This window comes from Burkholderia sp. Bp8994 (genome assembly GCF_003853805.1).
Lineage (GTDB): Bacteria > Pseudomonadota > Gammaproteobacteria > Burkholderiales > Burkholderiaceae > Burkholderia.
Window position 1 is genome coordinate 245,835 of sequence record NZ_QTQH01000006.1, and the last position, 19,660, is coordinate 265,494.

Below are 19,660 nucleotides of genomic sequence, written 5' to 3' on the forward strand. Positions count from 1 at the left end.
CGGCGCGGTCGGCACATAGTCATTTGCGTGACCGTTCGGCTCCGTTCACGACATTCAGCCGGTCCAGGTGCCTACGTTGATGCACGGGGACGCGTTGCTGGTTCCTGCCTCAATGCTTCGGCGATATCCAATGCTGCTTTTTGCAGCTCGGGCACATAGCGGCGAGTGGCATCTTCGAGACTTACCGCGCGCGACAGGAAGACGACATTGAGACTGGCGATCACGCGTTCGTCCGCGCTGATCGCGACTGCCACCGCGCCGATTTTCGCCTGCGCGGTCCAGTCGCCGTGATTCGATCCGAAACCATCCTCGCGCACACGCCGGATCAGCTTGCGCACGAGCGTATCGTTTCTCGCGAGCGCCTGTTGTTCTTCACCGCCCGCGCCGGAGCGCAACAGGTCCAGAATATCCTCGCGCTCCTCATCGGGGCACATGGCGAAGTAGGCGCGGCCCGCAGCCGTCAGCAACATCGGCAAACGCCGCCCTACCATCGCGCGATGAAACGACAGCCGGCTGAAGCGGTGCGTCGTCTCGCGGATGATCATCGCGTCGCCATCGGGCGTGGTCAGATCGGATGGCCACGCGACGCGCTGCAGCAGCTGCCCCATGATCGGCGGCGCCACGGTGGCGATGCGCTCGGTATCGGTGAAGCCTTCGCTCAAGGAACGCACGGCGAGCGTCAGGCGGAAGCTGTCGTCCGATGTGCTGCGGCGCACGAATCCTTCCTCCATCAACGTTTCGAGCAGGCGGCGCACCGTAGTGCGATGCAGGCCGGTCAGATCGGCGATCTGCTGACTCGTCGCGCGTCCGTTTTCCATCGCATTCAGAGCCCGCAGTACCTGGAGGCCGCGCGCCAGTCCGCGCACGTTCGTGTAGGTCGTCACGGAAAAATCCCATTGAAATCAATAATGTGCATTCTATGCACATTCCGGAGATTTTGTTGAGGGTGTTTTCCGCCGTCCATAAACTGCGCTCATAAGCTGAACGATCGAGAGCCAGGCGCTTCGTCGGTTCAGCACATCGGACAAGCCCAGTCAGGAGACAAGCATGCGCCCCGCCTTTGAACCGGCGGCCGGCAACGGCCGCGCTCATCCTCACGAAACGACACATCGTTCGATCGACGCAGATGTCGCCATCATCGGCGCGGGCCCGGTCGGCCTGATGATCGCGAACATTCTCGGCCTGCAGGGCGTGCGCGTCGTCGTTATCGAGAAGCTCGCGCAGATCATCGACTATCCGCGCGCCATCGGCCTCGACGACGAAGCACTGCGCGTATTCCAGTCGGTCGGCCTTGTCGACGAGCTGCTGCCGCACACCACGCCGAATCACTGGATGCGCTTCACGCTGAAAGGGAAGTGCTTCGCGTCGATCGAGCCGCGCACCGACGAGTTCGGCTGGCCACGCCGCAATGCCTTCATCCAGCCGCTCGCCGATCAGATTCTGTACCGCGGTCTCGGGCGTTTCGGGAATGTATCGACGCTGCTTGGCCACAGCGTCGACAGCTTCGCGCAGGACGAGAGCGGGGTGACCCTCGACGTGACAGACGCGAACGGTGCGAAGACAACGATTCGCGCCGCGTACATGGTCGGCGCGGACGGCGGCAACAGTTTTGTGCGCCGCGCGCTCGACGTGCCGTTCGAAGGCCGCACGAAGCCGAATCAATGGATCGTGATCGACGTGCGCAACGACCCGATCGGCTCTCCGCATGTCTATCTGCATTGCGACGCGCGGCGTCCCTACGTTTCGGCGGCGCTGCCGCACGGCATCCGGCGCTTCGAATTCATGGTGATGCCGGGCGAGACGGAGGAGGAACTGTCGAAGCCGGAGAACATGGCGGCGTTGGTGCGCGGGGTCGTCGACGATCCTGACAAGGTCGACTACATTCGCCGGCGGGTCTATACGCACAACGCGCGGCTCGCGAGCACGTTCCGCGTCAAGCGCATCCTGCTCGCGGGGGACGCAGCGCACATCATGCCGGTGTGGCAGGGGCAGGGCTACAACAGCGGCATTCGCGACGCGAGCAATCTCGGCTGGAAGCTTGCGATGGTCGTGAAAGGCACCGCGCACGACGCGCTGCTCGGTACCTACACGACGGAGCGGCGTGCCCATGCGCGCTCGATGATCCACCTGTCGGAAGTCGCGGGCGATATCTTCGCGCCGACGAGCTTCTTCGGATCGAAAGTGCGTGACGCGTTCGTGCGCTGCTTCGATGTGCTGCCCTCCATGAAGCGCTATTTCGTCGAGATGCGCTTCAAGCCGATGCCGCGCTATGAAGAGGGCGTCGTGCTTCTGGCGCGACGCACGCGGTCCGAAGGGCTGCTCTCGCGCATGATCGCGAAGCGCGGACACGGCGCGTTCGGCAGGCTGGTCGGTTTGATGAGCGAGAAACGTGAATCGCTGATCGGGCGGATGGTGCACGGCCGCGATGCGCAGGCTGGCACTCCTGTGGGTCGCATGTTCATCCAGCCACGCGTGCGTCTGGTGGATGGCAGCATCGTCCGGCTCGACGATGCGATCGGCAACCGCTTCGCGATCGTGGGGTGGGGCACGGACCCGACCTTCGGCCTGACTCCCGAGGCACGCCGCATCTGGAACGCGCTTGGGGGGTGTTTCGTGATCGCGAAGCCCGACCCGCAGCTCGCTTTCCACGACGACGTGCCCGACGACGTGATCGCCGTTGGCGATGTCGACTCACGCCTGCGCGACTGGTTCGCGCGCGTGCCCGAATCGGTCGTGCTGTTGCGGCCCGACCGCTTCGTGGCCGGCATGTGCTCGCCGCAATGTGTATCGGGTTGCGTGTCGCAGCTTGCGCAACGGCTGTCGCTTGTGATGGCAACGGGCGCGACGGCCAATGGCGCGACGTTCGCGCACGCCGCCGACCTGGTAGGGGCCTGAGATGCCGATTCATCTCGAATGCATGTCGCACACGCCCTTGCACGGGTATTTCGACCCCAGTCCGGAAGTCGTCGCGGAAGTCGAACTGGTGCAGCGCGCGGCGCGCGAGCGGGTCGATGCGTTCGATCCGGAGCTGGTGATCGTGTTCGCGCCGGACCACTACAACGGATTTTTCTACGACGTGATGCCGCAGTTCTGCATCGGCGTGAGTGCGACGGCCATCGGCGATTTCGGCAGCGCGGCCGGCCCGTTGCCCGTCGCGCGCGATGTGGCGCTCGCGCTCGCCGATGCCGCACTCGCGAGCGATATCGACGTAGCCGTTTCGTATCGCATGCAGGTCGATCACGGCTGCGCGCAGGCGCTCGAGGTACTCACCGGTGGCATCGACCGTTATCCAGTGGTGCCCGTTTTCATCAACTCGGTTGCGCCGCCGATGGCGTCGTGCCGCCGCGCCCGGCTGCTCGGCGATGCGATCGGCCGTGCCGTCGCGCGCATGCCGCGGCGCGTGTTGCTGATCGGCTCGGGCGGTATTTCGCATGAGCCGCCGGTGCCGGAAATCTCGGGCGCGGACGATGTCGTCGCGGAACGGTTGATCGCGGGGCGCAACCCGTCGCCGGAGTCGCGCAATGCGCGGCAGTCGCGCACCGTCGCGGCGGCCAAGGCATTCGCGGCGGGTGACAGCCGGCTGCATCCGCTCAATCCCGCATGGGACCAGAAATTTCTCGAACTGCTCGAACGCGGTGAACTCACCGCCGCCGATGGCTTCATGAACGAAGCGATCACGCGTGAGGCAGGCAAGTCCGCACATGAGATCCGCACGTGGGTTGCGGCATTCGGTGCGCTTGCGGCGAGCGGTCGTTACGAGGCATCGATCGATTACTACCGTGCGATTCCGGAATGGATCGCGGGCTTCGGCGCGATGCACGCGCGAGAACGGACTCTTTCCAGGAGATAGAACCATGTCGGATGACAGCAACATTCTTTCGATGGCCGCGCGCCTGCGTGAGGCGCAGTCCTTGCGTCGGACGATCGCGCCACTGCGCGATACGTGTCCCGAAGGCGATCCGGCACTCGCGTACGCGATCCAGCAAATCAACAACGACTTGCGCGCGGCGAACGGCGAGCGCATCGTCGGCAGGAAGATCGGCCTGACTTCGCCCGCGGTGCAGAAGCAACTCGGCGTCGATCAGCCCGACTTCGGCGCGTTGTTCGCGTCGATGGCTTACGGCGACAGCCAGCCGATGCCGCTCGCATCGTTGATTCAGCCGAAGGTCGAAGCGGAGATCGCACTCGTGCTCGAACGCGACCTGACCGCCGAGAAACACACCTTCGCGGATCTGATCTCGGCGACCGCGTATGCGGTGGCCGCGATCGAGGTCGTCGACAGTCGCATTCGCGACTGGGATATCCGGTTTTTCGACACCGTCGCGGACAACGCGTCGAGCGCGCTGTTCGTGCTCGGTAGCCGGCCGGTGCTGCTGCGCGATATCGAGCTGAGCGCGTGTGCCATGACGCTCACGCAGGACGGCGAAGTGCTTTCACGCGGCAATGGAAGTGCGTGCCTCGGCAATCCACTGAATGCGGCTGCGTGGCTCGCGGATCGGATGGTTCGACTCGGCACGCCGCTGCGCGCCGGCGACATCGTGCTGACGGGTGCGCTCGGCCCGATGGTCGCGGTGAACGCGGCCGGCACTTATACGGCACACATCGAAGGGCTCGGCGGTGTGCGCGCCAGTTTCAGCGAATGACGGACGGAGACATTTCCATGGCAGCAGACAACACCAAGTGCAAAGCCGCGATCATCGGATCGGGCAACATCGGCACCGACCTGATGATAAAGATCATGCGTCGCAGCCGGCATCTCGAGGTCGCGGCGATGGTCGGCATCGATCCGGCCTCGGACGGTCTCGCGCGCGCGGCGAAGCTCGGCGTGGCGACGACGCATGACGGCGTGGAAGGGCTTGCGCGCCTGCCCGTGTTCGACCAGATCGACTTCGTTTTCGATGCGACGTCTGCCGGCGCACATGTGGCGAACGACGCGTTCCTGCGCACGCTCAAGCCAGGCATCCGCATGATCGATCTGACGCCCGCTGCCATCGGCCCGTACTGCGTGCCGGTGGTGAACCTCGACGCGCAACTCGATGCGCCGAACGTGAACATGGTCACGTGCGGCGGACAGGCGACGATCCCGATGGTCGCGGCAGTGTCGCGGGTCGCGAAGGTGCATTACGCGGAGATCGTCGCGTCGATCAGCAGCAAGTCGGCGGGACCTGGCACGCGCGCCAACATCGACGAGTTCACCGAGACGACGTCGAAGGCGATCGAAGCGGTCGGCGGTGCCGGCAAGGGCAAGGCGATCATCGTGCTCAACCCGGCCGAGCCTCCGCTCATGATGCGCGACACGGTCTATGTGCTGTCCGAAGCGGCAGACCGGACGCTGATCGAAACGTCCGTCGATCAGATGGCCGCGGCGGTCCAGGCCTATGTGCCCGGCTATCGCCTGAAGCAATCCGTGCAGTTCGACGACATCCCCTCCGCTGCGCCGTTGCATATTCCCGGACTCGGCCGTTTCAGCGGACTGAAGACCTCGATCTTCATCGAAGTGGAAGGCGCGGCCCATTATCTGCCGGCCTACGCGGGCAATCTCGACATCATGACTTCCGCCGCGCTGGCAACGGCCGAACGCATGGCTGCGTCGCTCGTGAACGCCTGAAGCAAGGAGCACTCGATCATGGACAAAAAACTCTATATCTCCGATGTGACGCTGCGCGACGGCATGCACGCGATCCGTCATCAGTATTCGATTCAGAACGTGCAGGACATTGCCCGCGCGCTGGATGAAGCGAAGGTCGACAGCATCGAGGTCGCACATGGCGACGGCCTGCAGGGTTCGAGCTTCAACTACGGCTTCGGCGCCCACAGTGATCTGGAATGGATCGAGGCGGTAGCCGATGTGGTGAAGCACGCGAAAATCGCGACGCTGCTGCTGCCCGGCATCGGCACGATTCACGACCTGAAGGCCGCGTACGACGCGGGCGCGCGTGTCGTACGTGTCGCGACCCATTGCACGGAAGCGGACATTTCCAAGCAGCACATCGAATATGCGCGCAGCCTCGGCATGGATACCGTCGGCTTTCTGATGATGAGCCACATGACCGCGCCCGACCACCTCGCTATCGAGGCGAAGAAGATGGAAAGCTACGGCGCGACCTGCGTGTACGTGGTCGATTCCGGCGGCGCGATGAACATGAACGACATCCGTGCGCGCTTCAGGGCGCTCAAGGCCGTCCTTCGCCCCGAGACCCACACGGGCATGCATGCCCATCACAACCTGAGCCTCGGCGTGGCCAACTCGATCGTTGCGGTCGAGGAGGGGTGCGACCGCATCGATGCGAGCCTGGCGGGCATGGGTGCGGGAGCGGGCAATGCCCCGCTCGAAGTGTTCATCGCGGCGGCCGAGCGCCTTGGCTGGCATCACGGCACCGATCTCTATCGCCTGCTCGATGCGGCCGACGATATCGTCCGCCCGTTGCAGGACCGACCGGTGCGGGTGGACCGCGAAACGCTCGCGCTCGGCTATGCGGGCGTGTATTCGAGCTTCCTGCGGCATTCTGAAATCGCGGCGAAGAAGTACGGCCTGAAAGCCGTCGACATTCTCGTCGAGCTCGGCAAGCGACGCATGGTGGGCGGTCAGGAAGACATGATCGTCGACGTCGCGCTCGATCTGAAGAAGCGCGAAGCACGCGCCTGAACCATTCGGTATGCCACGCGCCATGAAGAGCGCTGCATCGTTCAACCTGGAGACATCAATGAAAACGTCAACGGCTTCCCCCCCGCGCGCCGGCGGCGCCATCACCATCGGCCTGTGCTTCGCAGTCGCGCTCCTCGAAGGGCTCGATCTGCAATCCACCGGCATCGCCGCACCGCGCATGGCACGCGAGTTTCATCTCGCTGCCGCGCAGCTCGGCTGGGCATTCGGCATCGGCGCGCTCGGTCTGTTGCCGGGCGCGGCGATTGGCGGCAGGCTCGCGGATCGCATCGGCCGCAAGCGCGTGCTGATGATGTCGGTCGCACTGTTCGGGATATTCTCGATCGCAACGACCCAGGTGTGGGATCTGCAGAGCCTGCTCGTCGCGCGCTTTCTCACGGGCCTCGGTCTCGGCGCTGCGATGCCGAACCTGATCGCGCTGTGTGCGGAGGCGGCGGCGCCCGGACAACGCAGCACGGCGGTCGGCGCGATGTACTGCGGCATGCCCTTCGGAGCGGCGCTCGCGGCGGTAATCGGCATCGTCAGCCCGAGCGTCGAGGCCTGGCGGCATATCTTCTATGTCGGCGGGATCGGCCCGCTGCTGACCTTGCCGCTGCTGGCGCTTTTCATTAAGGAGTCGACGCACTTCGTCGCGGCTGGCCAGGGTGCGACCCATGAGTCGAAGGACGGCATCGTGCGCGCGCTCTTCAGTGACGGGCGTGCGGTGACGACCATCGCGCTGTGGATCAGCTATCTGGGGACGCTGATCGTGCTGTACTTCTTGATGAACTGGTTGCCGTCGATGGTGCTCTCGCGCGGCCTCACGCCGGTACAGGCAAGCATCGTGCAGATGATGTTCAACATCGGCGGCGGCGTCGGTGCGATCGTGATCGCCGGCCTGATGGATCGCATCGGCAAGCGGGTGGTCGTGGTCGGCATGTATACCGGCATCGCGACTGCGTTGCTTGCGCTCGCCAGCGCGAACGGCAGCACGTCGATGGCATTGGGCGGCCTGCTGGCGGGCCTGTTTCTCGTCGGCACGCAGTCAGTGCTGTACGCGCTCGCCGGTGCAACGTATCCGACGCGGGTTCGAGGCACGGGCGTCGGCGCGGCGGTGGCCGTCGGCCGCGTCGGCTCGATGGTAGGCCCGCTGATCGCCGGGCAACTGTTTGCGCTCGGCCAGAGCGCGTCGATGCTCGTGATCTCCAGCATTCCGCTCATCGTGATCGCGGCGCTCGGCGCGCTCGCGGTGGTCGGGAAATTTCCGCGCGAGTCGGCCGACGGCTCGCGCACGTTTGGAACCGAATCAATCTGACGAAGGATCTCGACATGACTGACACTGTGACTCATAGCGAAGCCGCGACCAGCAAGTACGTGAACGTGGTGGAAGGCGGCACGGAACTGCGCGTGCACTACAACGACACCGGCGCGGGCAAGGAAACGCTCGTTCTGCTGCACGGCTCCGGCCCGGGCGCGAGCGGCTGGGCGAACTTCCATCGCAATGTGGACGCGTTCGCGAACGCGGGTTATCGCGTGATCCTCGTCGACTGTCCCGGCTGGGGCAAGAGCGATTCGATCGTCTGCACCGGCTCGCGCTCCGACCTCAACGCGCGCGTGCTGAAAGGCGTGCTGGATACGCTCGGCATCGAACGCGCGCATCTCGTCGGCAACTCGATGGGCGGGCATAGCGCGGTGGCCTTCGCGTTGTCGTATCCGGAGCGCGTCGGCAAGCTGGTGCTGATGGGCGGCGGCACGGGCGGTCCGAGCCAGTTTGTGCCGATGCCGACCGAAGGCATCAAGCTGCTGCAAGGGCTGTATCGCAACCCTACGCTCGAGAACCTGAAGAAGATGCTCAATGTGTTCGTCTACGATGCGAGCACGATGACGGAAGAGCTGATGCAGACGCGGCTCGATAATATGCTGGCGCGGCGCGATCATCTCGAGAACTTCGTGAAGAGTCTGGCGGCCAATCCGAAGCAATTTCCAGACTACGGTCACCGGCTGAACGAAATCAAGGCGCCCGCGCTCGTGATTTGGGGGCGCGATGACCGTTTCGTGCCGATGGATGTCGGCCTGCGGCTCGTTTGGGGTATGCCGAACGCCGATCTGCATGTGTTCGGGCGCTGCGGGCACTGGGCGCAATGGGAGCACGCGGAGCGATTCAACCGGATGGTGCTGGAGTTCCTGCGCCAACAACAAGCCGTTTAGTCTGCTTTCCGCGATCCCTCCGTCGGGCGGCTTCTGTGCTTCGAAAGCGGCCGTCGACGGGCACCGGCGTCGTACGACCGAGATGGGTCGGTGACGGTCGACCGCGTGCGGCGTTAGCCGGCCACCAGCTGACATTTGGCGTCTGAAGTCGAAATGCTGGCTTCTCGGCTATCTCCGGCCGCTCCTGATATGAGACCCTCCCGGACAAGCGCACGTCTGCTGCCGAGCAAGCGAGCAGACTATTTCCCCGCCGACAGATCCGGGAGAGACAGGAAACGAGGGCATTCGCCTCCAAGGAAGAGGCCGACTATCAAACTCAAACTCGACTACGTTGGCGCGTCGTTGCGAATACCGATCACGTAACGCGCATTGCGCGCCACGGACGGGTCGGGATCGGTGGCCAGCCGGGCAAGCAGGGCCGACGCCGTGCCATTGAATTCGGCGAGCGCCTGACAAACACGTACACGGGTCTGGACATCGGCTCGACCGTCCGAGATCGCTGCTTCAAAGCGCTCCACAATTTGCCTTGCGATCGCGGGGTCTTCCGCCAAATCGGCTAACGCATCGGCCGCCTCGACATCGTGAGTCCCGCCAAGGACCTGCTCGATCAGCAGGGGAATGGCGTCGCGTATCCCCCATCCGCCCAGCACCCGCGCGGCGCGATACCGCACGCGCTCCGCGGGGTCGAGGAGCGAGCCACGCAAGGTCTCCACCGCATCGGAACCGCCGAGTTTCGCCAGCGCGAGCACGGCCCGTTCGCGTACTGCCGGATCGGGCTGTTGAAGCGCCGCGCCAAGTACGCTGGCGCCGCTGCCTACGGTTCTTCCCAGCGCCCAGTGCAGCGCACCTGCGACATTCGGCTCCTGTTCCTGGAGCAGTGCGTGGGCGATGAGTGCTGCAAGCGGGGCATCGCTGGACGCCGCGTCAAACGCAGCACGCTGTCTCTCAGGCGCATGCGTCGACTCCAGTCCTTTCAACAGATGCACGACCTCAAGCACTGCTGACCAATCCTCGGGAGAGGTGGCGGACACAGAAGTCAGCCGGCAAAGCAACGCTTGCTCTGCGGCCAGCCGCTCGCGGCTGCGAACCATCAGCGCGTCAATGAGCACATCGGGGTGAGGCGCCTGTTGGCTGAGCGCCTGACGCACCTCGGCCAGCCCAAGGCCCAGCGAACGCAGGCTCTCCACCTGGAACAGGCGCAAGGCATCGGCTTGCGAATACTCGCGGTATCCCGCTTCCGTACGTCCCGATGGGCTGACCAGTCCGATCGCGTCGTAGTGCCGCAGCATGCGCGCGCTGACGCCGGAACGATTGGCCAACTCGCTGATGCGCATCACTTGTCTCCGGTGTCATCTGGTTCACGCCGCGTCGTGTCTCGGCCTTGGCTCCCATCGAGCCTCGAAAATTCTAACAAACCGCCAACGGCTTCCATCACCTCGGCCAAAACGTGGCTCATCACATCGATCGCCGTCAACCCGCCTATTCATCGGCGTAGGGCAACGGTGCACTTGCGCGCCACGCATCGGCTGGATCGAGCACAAACGCACTCTCCGGGTCCGCAATGAGCCTGAGGCTCGCGCAGGCATGAACGCGAACCGCCGGGTTCGTGTGTCGGGCCGCCGCATCGAGCGGGGCCATGGCGTCGTCTCCAAGCATGAGTAAGGCCCGGCTCAGACTGCGCTTGAGGTCCTTGTCGCCGCGGCCCAGCTCGCGAACCAGTTCGCGTGCCAGGGCGGCTCGTCGCCAGGTCGGCACCAGCCCCGCCGCGGTGCGCCACGCAGTTCGTGCCACCTCCGGATCGGGGTCATGTAGGTGCCCGCTCGTGATCGCTGACCAGGTTGCGGGGTCGCCGATCTTCGAGAGCGTATGCAGCGCCTGGCTACGCGCTTGCGCCAACGGCGAGCGCAGCTCGTCAAGCAGCAATGGCAATGTCAGGTCCTGCGCATGCCGGGTGAGCGCCCAGGTGAGCATGTCGCGAACGAAGAAATCCGGTTCGACACCGCAACGCTTCACCAGTAGCGTGATCTGGCCTGGATCGGGAGCCGTGCCGGCACCCAGCGCAGCCGCAAGGCGGAGCGAAGCGTCCGGATGCTCGAGTGCCGTGGTCAGTGCGTGACGGGAAGTCGGGGGATAGTGATGGGTCATGAACGCCTCCTCGCCCGACAGTGGACGCCTTGTCACTGTGACAAGGTCAAGTGTTTTCGGACGAGGGGCGAATTGCACGCCCAGACTGCCGTTCGTGGGGCCGATCATCGCTTCCTCCGCGGGTGAGGGGGCGGCGGGTGGCCATGAGCAGTCGGTCGACGTCGACGGCTAGATCATTGACAATTGCTGTGCCGGTCCATCGATGGCTTGGCGCGGGCAGGAGGAAAGGTGCGATGGGGCAAAAATTGGCCGATACCGAGTTAGCGCTTTACAGGAGATTGGATGAGGTTCTGTACTACGTATGGGACCCAATCGGCGTCGCATCCAGCCCCGCGGCACGCGACGAATATCAAGGGTATCTGCCCAAGGTTTTCGCCATGTTGCAGGAGGGATTGGACGCGTCGTCCATTGCAGCATACCTCGACAATGTTGCGACTGAGAGCATGGGTCTGGGCACGAATCCAGGACATTCCAGACGCGTCGCGGAATTGCTGCTCGACTGGAAGACCGAGATTTATGGGGTTCGGCATCGACAAACTTGATCCATTCGACGGAAGTCTCAGTTCGATGGCGGTCCCGATCAGCTTCCCGAATCGGCCATGACCAGCCTCACAGTCGGTGCTCTGATAAGTTGATCGTTTGCAACCGGGGTATGGGTTGGCTCTATGGTTAGCCCGTGGGTGATTTATCCGTCGCTTGGGAATTAATGATAGAGGGGAAGAATGATGTTGAAGATCTTCCGTGACTCGTGGCCGACGCCGCCGAAATTGTCAAGATCTCAGTATCGGAGACATCGCCTCCGGTGTCTTGTGTTTCTGTTGACATGGGTTTCTTTTGGCGTGGGTTTGTATTTGATATGGGGGCACCTAAATCTTATGCTGCAGATCATCTTGATTCTCGTCGGTGCGGCATTTAGTCCGGGTGTGGATATGGTTGAGCGGTTATTTGTGCCGTACGAGAAATATGAAAAGGAGGGGCCAGATTAATAGCGATAAATTTTAGAAACCAAAGTGCGACATATCCGGAGGCTGCGTCGATGCGCCCGAAGCGAGACACATTTGCAGCAAGAGTAACTGTCCGTGATGCCCCTCAGTCTACGGGCCAGTTCCGAGCTTCGTCTAAAATAGATGTTTGAAAGCTGCATCAAAGTTATTGGAAGAAAAGTTTTGAGGAGTCATGGGTCATCCTGTATACAAACTGCTCGAAACACTGGATGCCAAACGACTTTATTACGCACTTTCGCGACATCGCAGTGACGCCATATTGGTTTCGGTAACGCTCGTAGGAATGCGCGTTGAGGTCGATGTTTTTGACGATGGGCGAATGGATGTTTGCTGCTTCTGCGGCGATGAAAGTGTCGAAGGATTTGAAGATCTGATCTACACACTTGTCGCGGAATACGGAAAATAATGGTACCCGCGGCGGTGTTGCCGCCATCGAGCAGCAACGCAAAATCCGCAATCGTCAACAATGCGAGACCGACTGACACGACGAATGTCGGCTTTCGGCAAGTGATAGCGGCTGCTTCGGGTCGGGGGCGGCCGATCGCGTCGGGCAGGTGTCGGCCAAGAAGGGCCGTTCAACGGCACCTGGTAGATCGTCAACAATCTGTGCGTTATAAACTGTGGCATTACAATCGCAACCGACTACGAAGTGAATGCCACAACGCTAGGCGGATTTTCTAATAGGCGCTGAGCCGCAGACAACCGAGAGTCCCTATGTACGCTCCTGGTGATTCTATATTGCTAGCATTTTTCTGGTGTTGGGTATGGTTCTCCACCGTTTTTGTGAGCCTGACCACAATCTCTTTTGTGGGGGCGCACCGGGATGAGAGTTGGTTAAATCGGTCCCCGCTATGGTGGGCAATACGGATACTGATAATAGTATTGTCGGGTGGTGGAATGCTTGGCGTGGCCCGTGTCTCATATATCTTACGGGCCGCCAATGCGTTACACATGCTAAGTTGGATGTTCGGTATCGTCGTCGGAGTTGGTCTATTTATTGCGCTGCGGAATCCTCGGAGTAGAAAGGATAACCCTGGCACCAATTAAGTGGTCATCGTCCCTAGAGTCCCAATAAATCTCGGCAGACGTCCGCTTCGGAGAACTCGGAACGTCCCTTGCGGGTCGGCCTGAGGCGATGGTCGTCGGCCCGGGTTCAGCCATGAAGGGACGGTCGCCCCCTCACGTCATCGTCGGCAGTCAGCGCACTTCATGAGCCGGGATTCTCGCTGGATCTGTCTAGACTCAAACATGCGAAATGACCCAAAGCTCGTTACTGAAAGGGGCGCTTGGATCTATCAATAGCAATGCCAATTATTAAACTAATGCCGGCTATCCAGAACAAGCCATTCAAGGAGCGGAATTCATTCTTATTAAGGTAGGCGATCTGGCCATGGACGTCATGCATATAGACTCTGCCTTGGGAAGGATCAGGCACCTTCGAGCGCGAATTGACAAAGTCATAAGACAAGTAGATTGCCGAACAAAATGATATTACCGAAATTGCAAGAACAATTGCCTCGCACTGTCTCCAGAATTTCATAAAATCACCCTTTCGTCTCGACGACCGACCGATGCGAGCGGCGCGCGCAGCACCTTGCCAATTATGCATGAGACGATCGGCGAGTTCTATGATGGCACTGGCCGCCACCTCGTTAGTTTTCCGAGCCGGGATTGCAGGCAGCCCCGGTGCGCCACTGTCTATGTCCGCTATGGATTGCCATGACAGTCAGCTGTGGGTCGATCACCACCATTGGCGACGAACGATCGTATTATCCGAGACCCAATCTGACGTTGACCGACCAGTCAGATCCCGGCCTATACACCCGATGCTACCGATGACGTCTTTTCCAGTCGAACGATGGAAGCTCGATACGACTGGCGACAGACCCGTTCCAGGACGTTTCGAACCCGGCCCGCGCAAGCGCTTCCGCGACCTGGCGGCCCACTACCGAACCGCGCGCGTCGTCGCCGGCGAGGTCGCCGAAGGCGAGCGTGAGGCCGTGTCCATCCAGCGCTCTTTCGACATCCTGTCCGTGATAAAAGCAGTACCCGTGATAGCGCCCTTGCGGCGCGTCCTGCACGGCTTCCGAAACGTCCGAGTGGCCATCCGACATCGTGTATCCGGCGTTCGACAGCGCGCAGATGCCGTCGTCGTCCAGTTCATCGAACACGCGGTCCAGCCGATCGCAATCCGTCTCCCGAGGCCAGGACCGTTCTGCCGCAGCCTTGCGTTCGAATTCCGACTCGATGAAACCTTCCAGCCGATCCGCGTCGCAGTCCGGCTCCAGGATGTCCTCCATCATTTCCCGCACATCATCGGGGTCGTTAAAGCCCGACCACACCCATTTGGTGATGCACTCCATCACGTATTTTTCGGTGTCCGTCACGTCATGGCCTCCAGGTGTCGTCTTCGACGTTCAACGCCGCTGCCGGCCGTTACCCGTCAGCGACAGTCCTGCTCGACAGTTCGCACCGGCGTATTGAAACCGTGTCGAGCGGCGAACATCCCTCCGGAAAACGGTTCGGCGTCTCGACGCGCGCCAGCGGCGCCGCCCGTTTTCGCGAGCACTAGCACCAGCACAAGCGTGCGCGATGCGCAGCTTCCAGCATCACCATGTCGAATGCGCTTTCTCCAGTTGCCGGTGCTCATCGTCGCGGCACCGTTTCAGCGGAGGGCAGGATCGATTTCGGCACTGCTCAATCCGAATCCCGCCATGCGCGCGCGATGCTCCGGCGAGCCCAGATACGAGCGCAGCTGCCGGTTGACTGCATCGAGCAACGCGCTGTTTTGTCGATTGAACGAGAAGGCACCCAACGGCGGCAGGCGGTGTATCCGGTCCGCTACCGGTTCGTGCGCGACGGCCTCGAGCAATGCGCCGCCCATCCGCTTCGCCACGATCCGAAGTCCGAGCGCAGTACTGGCGTACGCGTCGACCGCGCCGGCGCGCACCGCGTCGATTGCATCGGCTTGCCGGTCGAACAGGGTGATCTGATGCTCGCTCACGCCCGCGGCTTTCGCCGAGTCGTGCTGTACCTGTCCGGTTATGATGCCAAGACGTGCATCGGGACGCGCGGCAAGCGACGCATAGCCGGTCAGTTGCTTCGGGTTTCCGGCACGAACGAGAAAGCCGTCCGCGATTCCCCACACGGGTACGCTGAACGCGACCATGGCGGCGCGTTCCGGCGTAACGAAGAGCGGAACGTTCATGTCCCAGCGGCCTGCGGCGACACCGGGCAGCAGTTCACTGAACGTCGTCAGGTGAGGTTCGATCCGCGTGACACCGATCGCCCGAAGGATCTCGCCGGCGAGATCGAGGTCGGCACCGGTTGCCGTGCCATCCGGTTCCGTCCATCCAAATGGCGGTTCGTCGAGGTATGCAATCGTTACCTTCATCGCGTCTTCTCGCGAGCAGGGACGGCCGCCGAATCGGCAGCCGATTGCCGACGATTCTAATACTTCGCTCGCAGGACAGGGCCGGCCGCAGCCGGCCCCGATCATGCGACTACCTGGGCCAAACTCAACCCGCCACGTTCCGATTCGCTTCGATCACGGTCAACGCCGTCATGTTCACGATCCGTCGCACGGTCGCGCTCGACGTGAGGATGTTCACCGGCGCATTGACCCCCAGCAGGAACGGCCCGACCGCGACGTTGCTGCCGGCTTCCGTCTTGAGCAGGTTGTAAGCGATGTTCCCCGCATCGACGTTCGGGCACACGAGCAGGTTCGCCGCGCCCTTCAGCGGCGACATCGGCAGCAGCCGCGCACGCAGCGCCTCATCGAGCGCGCAGTCGCCATGCATCTCGCCATCGGCTTCGATATCCGGCGCGTGCGCGCGGATGATCTCGAGCGCCTTGCGCATCTTCACGCCCGACGCCGCGCTGCCCGACCCGAAGTTCGACCGCGACAGCAGCGCAGCCTTCGGCGTGAGGTTCAGCCACTCCATCTGCCGCGCGGCCGCGATCGTGAATTCCGCGATCTGCTCGGCATCCGGGTTGTCGTTCACGTGCGTATCCACGAGCGCGACCGTCCGCTGATTGAGCAGCAGAATATTCATCGCCGCGTAGGTCGATGCATCGGGCTTCTTGCCGATCACTTCATCGACGAAGCGCAGGTGGTTGTGATACTCGCCGACCGTCCCGCAGATCATCCCGTCCGCATCGCCGAGCCGCACCATCATCGCGCCGATCAGCGTCAGGCGCCGGCGCATTTCGACGCGCGCCATTTCCTTCGAGATGCCGTCGCGGCAGCGCAGTTCCCAATACGTGGTCCAGTATTGCGGGAAGCGCTCGTCGTATTCCGGATTGGTCACCTCGACGTCCTGACCGAGACGCAGGCGCAGGCCGAACCGCTCGATCCGCGCGAGCAGCACCTCCGGCCGGCCGACCAGGATCGGGCGCGCGAGCTTCTCGTCGACGATCACCTGCACCGCGCGGAGCACGCGCTCGTCCTCGCCTTCGGTGAACACGATGCGTGCCTTGCCGCCGTCGCGCACGAGCTGGCGTGCGGTCGCGAACAGCGGCTTCATGAACGCGCCCGAGTGGTAGACGAACTGCTGCAGCTGCTCGACATACGCGTCGAGATCCGCGAGCGGGCGCGTCGCCACGCCGCCTTCGATCGCCGCCTTGGCGACGGCCGGCGCGATACGCACGATCAGGCGCGGATCGAACGGCTTCGGAATCAGGTATTGCGGACCGAACGACACTTCATCGCCGCCGTAGGCCGCGGCGACGATGTCGTTCTGCTCTTCCTGCGCGAGGCCGGCGATCGCGTGAACCGCGGCGATTTCCATTTCGCGGGTGATCGTCGTCGCGCCCACATCCAGCGCGCCGCGGAAGATGTACGGGAAGCAGAGAACGTTATTGACCTGGTTCGGGAAATCCGAGCGGCCGGTCGCGATCACGACGTCGTCGCGCGTCGCGTGCGCGAGTTCGGGGAAGATCTCCGGCGTCGGGTTGGCGAGCGCGAGAATCAGCGGCCGCGCGGCCATCGCCTTCAGCATCTCCGGCTTCAGGATGCCGCCGACCGACAACCCGAGGAACACGTCCGCGTCGCCGATTACTTCGGACAGCGTGCGCGCATCGGTTTCCTGCGCGAAGCGTTCCTTGGCCGGATCCATCAGCGTGGTGCGGCCGCGATAGACGACGCCTTCGATATCCGTCGCCCAGATGTTCGCGACCGGCAGCCCGAGGTCGACGAGCAGGTCCAGGCAGGCCAGCGCCGCCGCGCCGGCACCCGACGTCACGACCTTCACTTCCTTGATCGACTTCCCGACCACCTTCAGCCCGTTGATGAACGCGGCGGCGACGGTGATGGCGGTGCCGTGCTGGTCGTCGTGAAAGACGGGAATCTTCATGCGCTCGCGCAGCTTGCGCTCGACGGTGAAGCACTCCGGCGCCTTGATGTCCTCGAGGTTGATCCCGCCGAAGGTGGGCTCGAGCCCGGCGATGATGTCGACGAGCTTGTCCGGGTCGGTTTCGTTGATCTCGATGTCGAACACGTCGATCCCCGCGAACTTCTTGAACAGCACGGCCTTGCCTTCCATGACCGGCTTGGACGCGAGCGCGCCGATGTTGCCCAGACCCAGCACGGCGGTGCCGTTGGTGATCACGCCCACCAGATTCCCGCGGCTCGTGAAGCGGTGCGCGTTCAGCGGCTCGGCGGCGATCGACTCGCACACGCTGGCGACGCCGGGCGTGTAGGCGAGCGCGAGATCGCGCTGCGTCACGAGCGGCTTGCTGGCGACGACGGAGATCTTCCCCGGGGTCGGAAACTCGTGATAGTCGTACGCGGCCTGCTGCTGGGTCTCTGTCTGTTTCATGTTGTCGGGTCCGGGCGTGCGCGTCAGGCCAGTCCCGACGCGATCCATGGAGGTGATTCTAGGGATCAGCCATAAGGAGATGATTCTGTTTTAATATCGGTCCATCACTTTTTCATGATGGCGTGGCGGTACGGCAATGACATTCGACGCGAACGACGTGGTCAGGCGGCTTGGCGCGCGCCTGAAGATGCGGCACCTGATGCTGTTGCTGCAGATCCAGCAGCACGGATCGCTGACGCGCGTCGCGGAGCACATGGCCAGCAGCCAGCCCGCCGTGACGAATGCGCTGTCCGAGCTGGAAAGCATGTTCGGCACGCCGCTGTTCGAGCGCTCGTCGCGCGGGATGCGGCCGACCGCGCTCGGTTCGGTCGTGCTCGAGCGCGCCAAGGCGATGCTGAAGGATCTCGACCATCTCGCCCGCGAGATGGAGGCGGTTGCCGCCGGCCATGCGGCGCACCTGCATATCGGCGTGATTCCGTTTATTTCGGGCCAGATGCTGTCGGCGGCGCTCAAGCGCCTGCAGTCCCGGATGGAACGGCGCCTGACCGTGACGATCCACGAGGGCACCAGCGATCAGCTGCTGTTGCAGCTCAAGGACCACAGCGTCGATCTCGTGATCGGGCGGGCATCGTCGGCGATCGATCTGGGGCAGGTCTCCTTCGAAGTCCTGTACCAGCAGCAGCCCCGCATGATCGCGAGCCGGCGGCTCGCCGCGAAACTGGCCCGCACGAAACTCGACTGGGAGAAGCTGCACGCGCTGGACTGGATTCTCGGCGCGCCCCACACGCCGATGCGGGAGCAGGTGACCGACCTGTTTCTGTCGGCGGGCATCGCGCCGCCCGTGCCGATCGTCGAAAGCTACTCGTCGAAGCTGATCGGCGAAATGATCGCGTCGAGCGACGACGCGGTGTCGATCGTGCCGGCCGATATCGCGGAAGAAATGGTGCGCATCGCCGGCGTGGCGATCGTGCCTTACTCGCTGGTCTGGACGTTGCCGCCCATCGCGCTGTTTACCCGCGCTGCCGAATCGCATGCGCCGACGCGGGATGTGCTCGTGCAGGCGCTGCGCGAGATCTGCAGGGAAACCTACGTCGAAGCGCCGCGATAAGCCTTCGGTTGCCGGCCGGTACGTGCGCGGCCGGCAACCGCGTCATTCCCGCTTTTCATCGTCCGCCGATTCACATGGCGTGCTGTGGCGGGCGTGTTGCAATTGCATGGATCGTCATCGTCAACTGCGTCGTCAACCATTACTGGAGCGTCACGGCGCATGGCCGGCAACAGAGGCGACAAGTCCGATGCTGGCACGACTCGATTTCGTCATCAAGAAACGAGCGGCATGGGTGAATTTCCAAATAGTGGTTGTTCATTGCGCGGCGCTTGTCCTACCCTCATAACCGGTCCACAAGGAAGGCTCGCGGCGGCCGCGTACCGTATCGATTCCATCGTCTTTGTCGCTTGTTCCGTCGCAGTTCGGCGGATTATCAACGTCAGACGCGTGCTTGTCGATTCGTATGGTGTGCGTTGCATCATCGCTGCCGTGACGGCATGGGTTGCCGGCCAACGATAATGCGCCGGCGTGTGCGGTGCGATCGGCAAGCAGCCGTTTGCAGGAAGGGTATCGGGATGTCGGGCAACCTGCTCGCGCCTGGCGCGGCGAGGGCCCGGATGTTTTTTCGATCGATTGCGGACACAACGTGCGCGCTCGCGAGGCATGCAGCGGGCGATCGAGACGTGGAGGGGCGAGCTTGATTTTGCGACTCACATTCAAACATTTCGCATCGCTGATCGTGGCCGCCGCACCGGCGGCCGCGTTCGCGCAGACGAGCGTGACGCTGTACGGC

The 19,660-nt window shown here is 63.0% G+C and carries 16 protein-coding genes; 10 read left to right on the plus strand and 6 right to left on the minus strand.

Features of this window, described 5'->3' with window-relative positions; all coding sequences use genetic code 11:
• Nucleotides 1-71 precede the first annotated feature (71 nt).
• Nucleotides 72-884 (minus strand): DNA-binding transcriptional regulator, encoded by an 813-nt coding sequence (locus DIE04_RS08595; RefSeq protein ID WP_124521533.1) that lies wholly within the window; start codon nucleotides 882-884, stop codon nucleotides 72-74.
• A 163-nt stretch (nucleotides 885-1,047) separates the two neighbouring features.
• On the opposite strand from DIE04_RS08595, the gene DIE04_RS08600 reads away from it, so the two are divergent.
• Genes DIE04_RS08600 through DIE04_RS08630 form a run of 7 tightly spaced genes read left to right on the plus strand, consistent with a single transcriptional unit; the run spans nucleotide 1,048 to nucleotide 8,851 of the window.
• A complete protein-coding gene (locus tag DIE04_RS08600; protein WP_124521535.1) occupies nucleotides 1,048-2,895 on the plus strand; it encodes a bifunctional 3-(3-hydroxy-phenyl)propionate/3-hydroxycinnamic acid hydroxylase in 1,848 nt (615 codons plus the stop codon).
• 1 nt (nucleotide 2,896) lies between these two features.
• Nucleotides 2,897-3,850 carry a 3-carboxyethylcatechol 2,3-dioxygenase gene (locus tag DIE04_RS08605; protein WP_124521537.1) on the plus strand — a complete coding sequence of 318 codons (954 nt, stop codon included), beginning with the start codon at nucleotides 2,897-2,899 and terminating at the stop codon, nucleotides 3,848-3,850.
• 4 nt (nucleotides 3,851-3,854) lie between these two features.
• Nucleotides 3,855-4,643, plus strand: coding sequence for a 2-keto-4-pentenoate hydratase (gene mhpD, locus DIE04_RS08610; RefSeq protein WP_124521538.1), 789 nt, complete (start codon nucleotides 3,855-3,857; stop codon nucleotides 4,641-4,643).
• 17 nt (nucleotides 4,644-4,660) lie between these two features.
• Nucleotides 4,661-5,608: an acetaldehyde dehydrogenase (acetylating) gene (locus tag DIE04_RS08615; protein ID WP_124485186.1), complete on the plus strand. Its 948-nt coding sequence runs from the start codon at nucleotides 4,661-4,663 to the stop codon at nucleotides 5,606-5,608.
• Nucleotides 5,609-5,623: 15 nt separating this feature from the next.
• Complete coding sequence (gene dmpG, locus DIE04_RS08620) at nucleotides 5,624-6,646, plus strand: 4-hydroxy-2-oxovalerate aldolase (protein ID WP_311766323.1); 1,023 nt, start codon at nucleotides 5,624-5,626, stop codon at nucleotides 6,644-6,646.
• A 58-nt stretch (nucleotides 6,647-6,704) separates the two neighbouring features.
• Entirely contained in the window at nucleotides 6,705-7,958 is a 1,254-nt protein-coding gene (mhpT, locus tag DIE04_RS08625; protein ID WP_124521542.1) for a 3-(3-hydroxy-phenyl)propionate transporter MhpT, read from the plus strand.
• 14 nt (nucleotides 7,959-7,972) lie between these two features.
• Nucleotides 7,973-8,851, plus strand: coding sequence for an alpha/beta fold hydrolase (locus tag DIE04_RS08630; RefSeq protein ID WP_124521544.1), 879 nt, complete (start codon nucleotides 7,973-7,975; stop codon nucleotides 8,849-8,851).
• A gap of 326 nt (nucleotides 8,852-9,177) precedes the next feature.
• On the opposite strand, the gene DIE04_RS08635 is transcribed toward DIE04_RS08630, so the two are convergent.
• Together DIE04_RS08635 and DIE04_RS08640 are read right to left on the minus strand one after the other, a co-directional pair.
• The gene (locus tag DIE04_RS08635; protein WP_124521546.1) at nucleotides 9,178-10,185 is read right to left on the minus strand and encodes a HEAT repeat domain-containing protein; all 1,008 of its coding nucleotides are present in this window, start codon (nucleotides 10,183-10,185) and stop codon (nucleotides 9,178-9,180) included.
• A 145-nt stretch (nucleotides 10,186-10,330) separates the two neighbouring features.
• Entirely contained in the window at nucleotides 10,331-10,996 is a 666-nt protein-coding gene (locus DIE04_RS08640) for a HEAT repeat domain-containing protein (RefSeq protein WP_124521548.1), read from the minus strand.
• A gap of 233 nt (nucleotides 10,997-11,229) precedes the next feature.
• On the opposite strand from DIE04_RS08640, the gene DIE04_RS08645 reads away from it, so the two are divergent.
• Both DIE04_RS08645 and DIE04_RS08650 read left to right on the plus strand, forming a co-directional pair.
• Nucleotides 11,230-11,538 (plus strand): hypothetical protein, encoded by a 309-nt coding sequence (locus DIE04_RS08645; protein WP_124521550.1) that lies wholly within the window; start codon nucleotides 11,230-11,232, stop codon nucleotides 11,536-11,538.
• 634 nt (nucleotides 11,539-12,172) lie between these two features.
• Nucleotides 12,173-12,406, plus strand: coding sequence for a hypothetical protein (locus DIE04_RS08650; RefSeq protein WP_124521552.1), 234 nt, complete (start codon nucleotides 12,173-12,175; stop codon nucleotides 12,404-12,406).
• A 1,423-nt stretch (nucleotides 12,407-13,829) separates the two neighbouring features.
• Here the strand turns inward: DIE04_RS08650 and DIE04_RS08655 are convergent.
• The 3 genes from DIE04_RS08655 to DIE04_RS08665 all read right to left on the minus strand — a co-directional run bounded on the left by DIE04_RS08655 (nucleotide 13,830) and on the right by DIE04_RS08665 (nucleotide 17,819).
• Nucleotides 13,830-14,387, minus strand: a complete 558-nt coding sequence (locus DIE04_RS08655; RefSeq protein WP_124521554.1) for a DUF6891 domain-containing protein — start codon at nucleotides 14,385-14,387, stop codon at nucleotides 13,830-13,832.
• A 278-nt stretch (nucleotides 14,388-14,665) separates the two neighbouring features.
• On the minus strand, nucleotides 14,666-15,394 hold the full coding sequence (locus DIE04_RS08660; protein ID WP_124521556.1) for a transporter substrate-binding domain-containing protein: 729 nt from the start codon (nucleotides 15,392-15,394) through the stop codon (nucleotides 14,666-14,668).
• A gap of 124 nt (nucleotides 15,395-15,518) precedes the next feature.
• Nucleotides 15,519-17,819, minus strand: coding sequence for an NADP-dependent malic enzyme (locus DIE04_RS08665; RefSeq protein WP_124521810.1), 2,301 nt, complete (start codon nucleotides 17,817-17,819; stop codon nucleotides 15,519-15,521).
• 136 nt (nucleotides 17,820-17,955) lie between these two features.
• On the opposite strand from DIE04_RS08665, the gene DIE04_RS08670 reads away from it, so the two are divergent.
• Nucleotides 17,956-18,927, plus strand: coding sequence for a LysR substrate-binding domain-containing protein (locus DIE04_RS08670; RefSeq protein WP_124485204.1), 972 nt, complete (start codon nucleotides 17,956-17,958; stop codon nucleotides 18,925-18,927).
• Nucleotides 18,928-19,660: the final 733 nt, after the last annotated feature.

What these genes read in the sequence shown, in the direction of transcription:
- DIE04_RS08670 (WP_124485204.1), top strand. Translation starts at nt 17,956, where the DNA reads ATGACATTCGACGCGAACGACGTGGTCAGGCGGCTTGGCGCGCGCCTG.
- mhpD (WP_124521538.1), top strand. Translation starts at nt 3,855, where the DNA reads ATGTCGGATGACAGCAACATTCTTTCGATGGCCGCGCGCCTGCGTGAG.
- DIE04_RS08650 (WP_124521552.1), top strand. Translation starts at nt 12,173, where the DNA reads ATGGGTCATCCTGTATACAAACTGCTCGAAACACTGGATGCCAAACGA.
- DIE04_RS08635 (WP_124521546.1), bottom strand. Translation starts at nt 10,185, where the DNA reads ATGCGCATCAGCGAGTTGGCCAATCGTTCCGGCGTCAGCGCGCGCATG.
- DIE04_RS08645 (WP_124521550.1), top strand. Translation starts at nt 11,230, where the DNA reads ATGGGGCAAAAATTGGCCGATACCGAGTTAGCGCTTTACAGGAGATTG.
- DIE04_RS08600 (WP_124521535.1), top strand. Translation starts at nt 1,048, where the DNA reads ATGCGCCCCGCCTTTGAACCGGCGGCCGGCAACGGCCGCGCTCATCCT.
- DIE04_RS08630 (WP_124521544.1), top strand. Translation starts at nt 7,973, where the DNA reads ATGACTGACACTGTGACTCATAGCGAAGCCGCGACCAGCAAGTACGTG.
- DIE04_RS08640 (WP_124521548.1), bottom strand. Translation starts at nt 10,996, where the DNA reads ATGACCCATCACTATCCCCCGACTTCCCGTCACGCACTGACCACGGCA.
- DIE04_RS08665 (WP_124521810.1), bottom strand. Translation starts at nt 17,819, where the DNA reads ATGAAACAGACAGAGACCCAGCAGCAGGCCGCGTACGACTATCACGAG.
- DIE04_RS08605 (WP_124521537.1), top strand. Translation starts at nt 2,897, where the DNA reads ATGCCGATTCATCTCGAATGCATGTCGCACACGCCCTTGCACGGGTAT.
- mhpT (WP_124521542.1), top strand. Translation starts at nt 6,705, where the DNA reads ATGAAAACGTCAACGGCTTCCCCCCCGCGCGCCGGCGGCGCCATCACC.
- DIE04_RS08660 (WP_124521556.1), bottom strand. Translation starts at nt 15,394, where the DNA reads ATGAAGGTAACGATTGCATACCTCGACGAACCGCCATTTGGATGGACG.
- DIE04_RS08615 (WP_124485186.1), top strand. Translation starts at nt 4,661, where the DNA reads ATGGCAGCAGACAACACCAAGTGCAAAGCCGCGATCATCGGATCGGGC.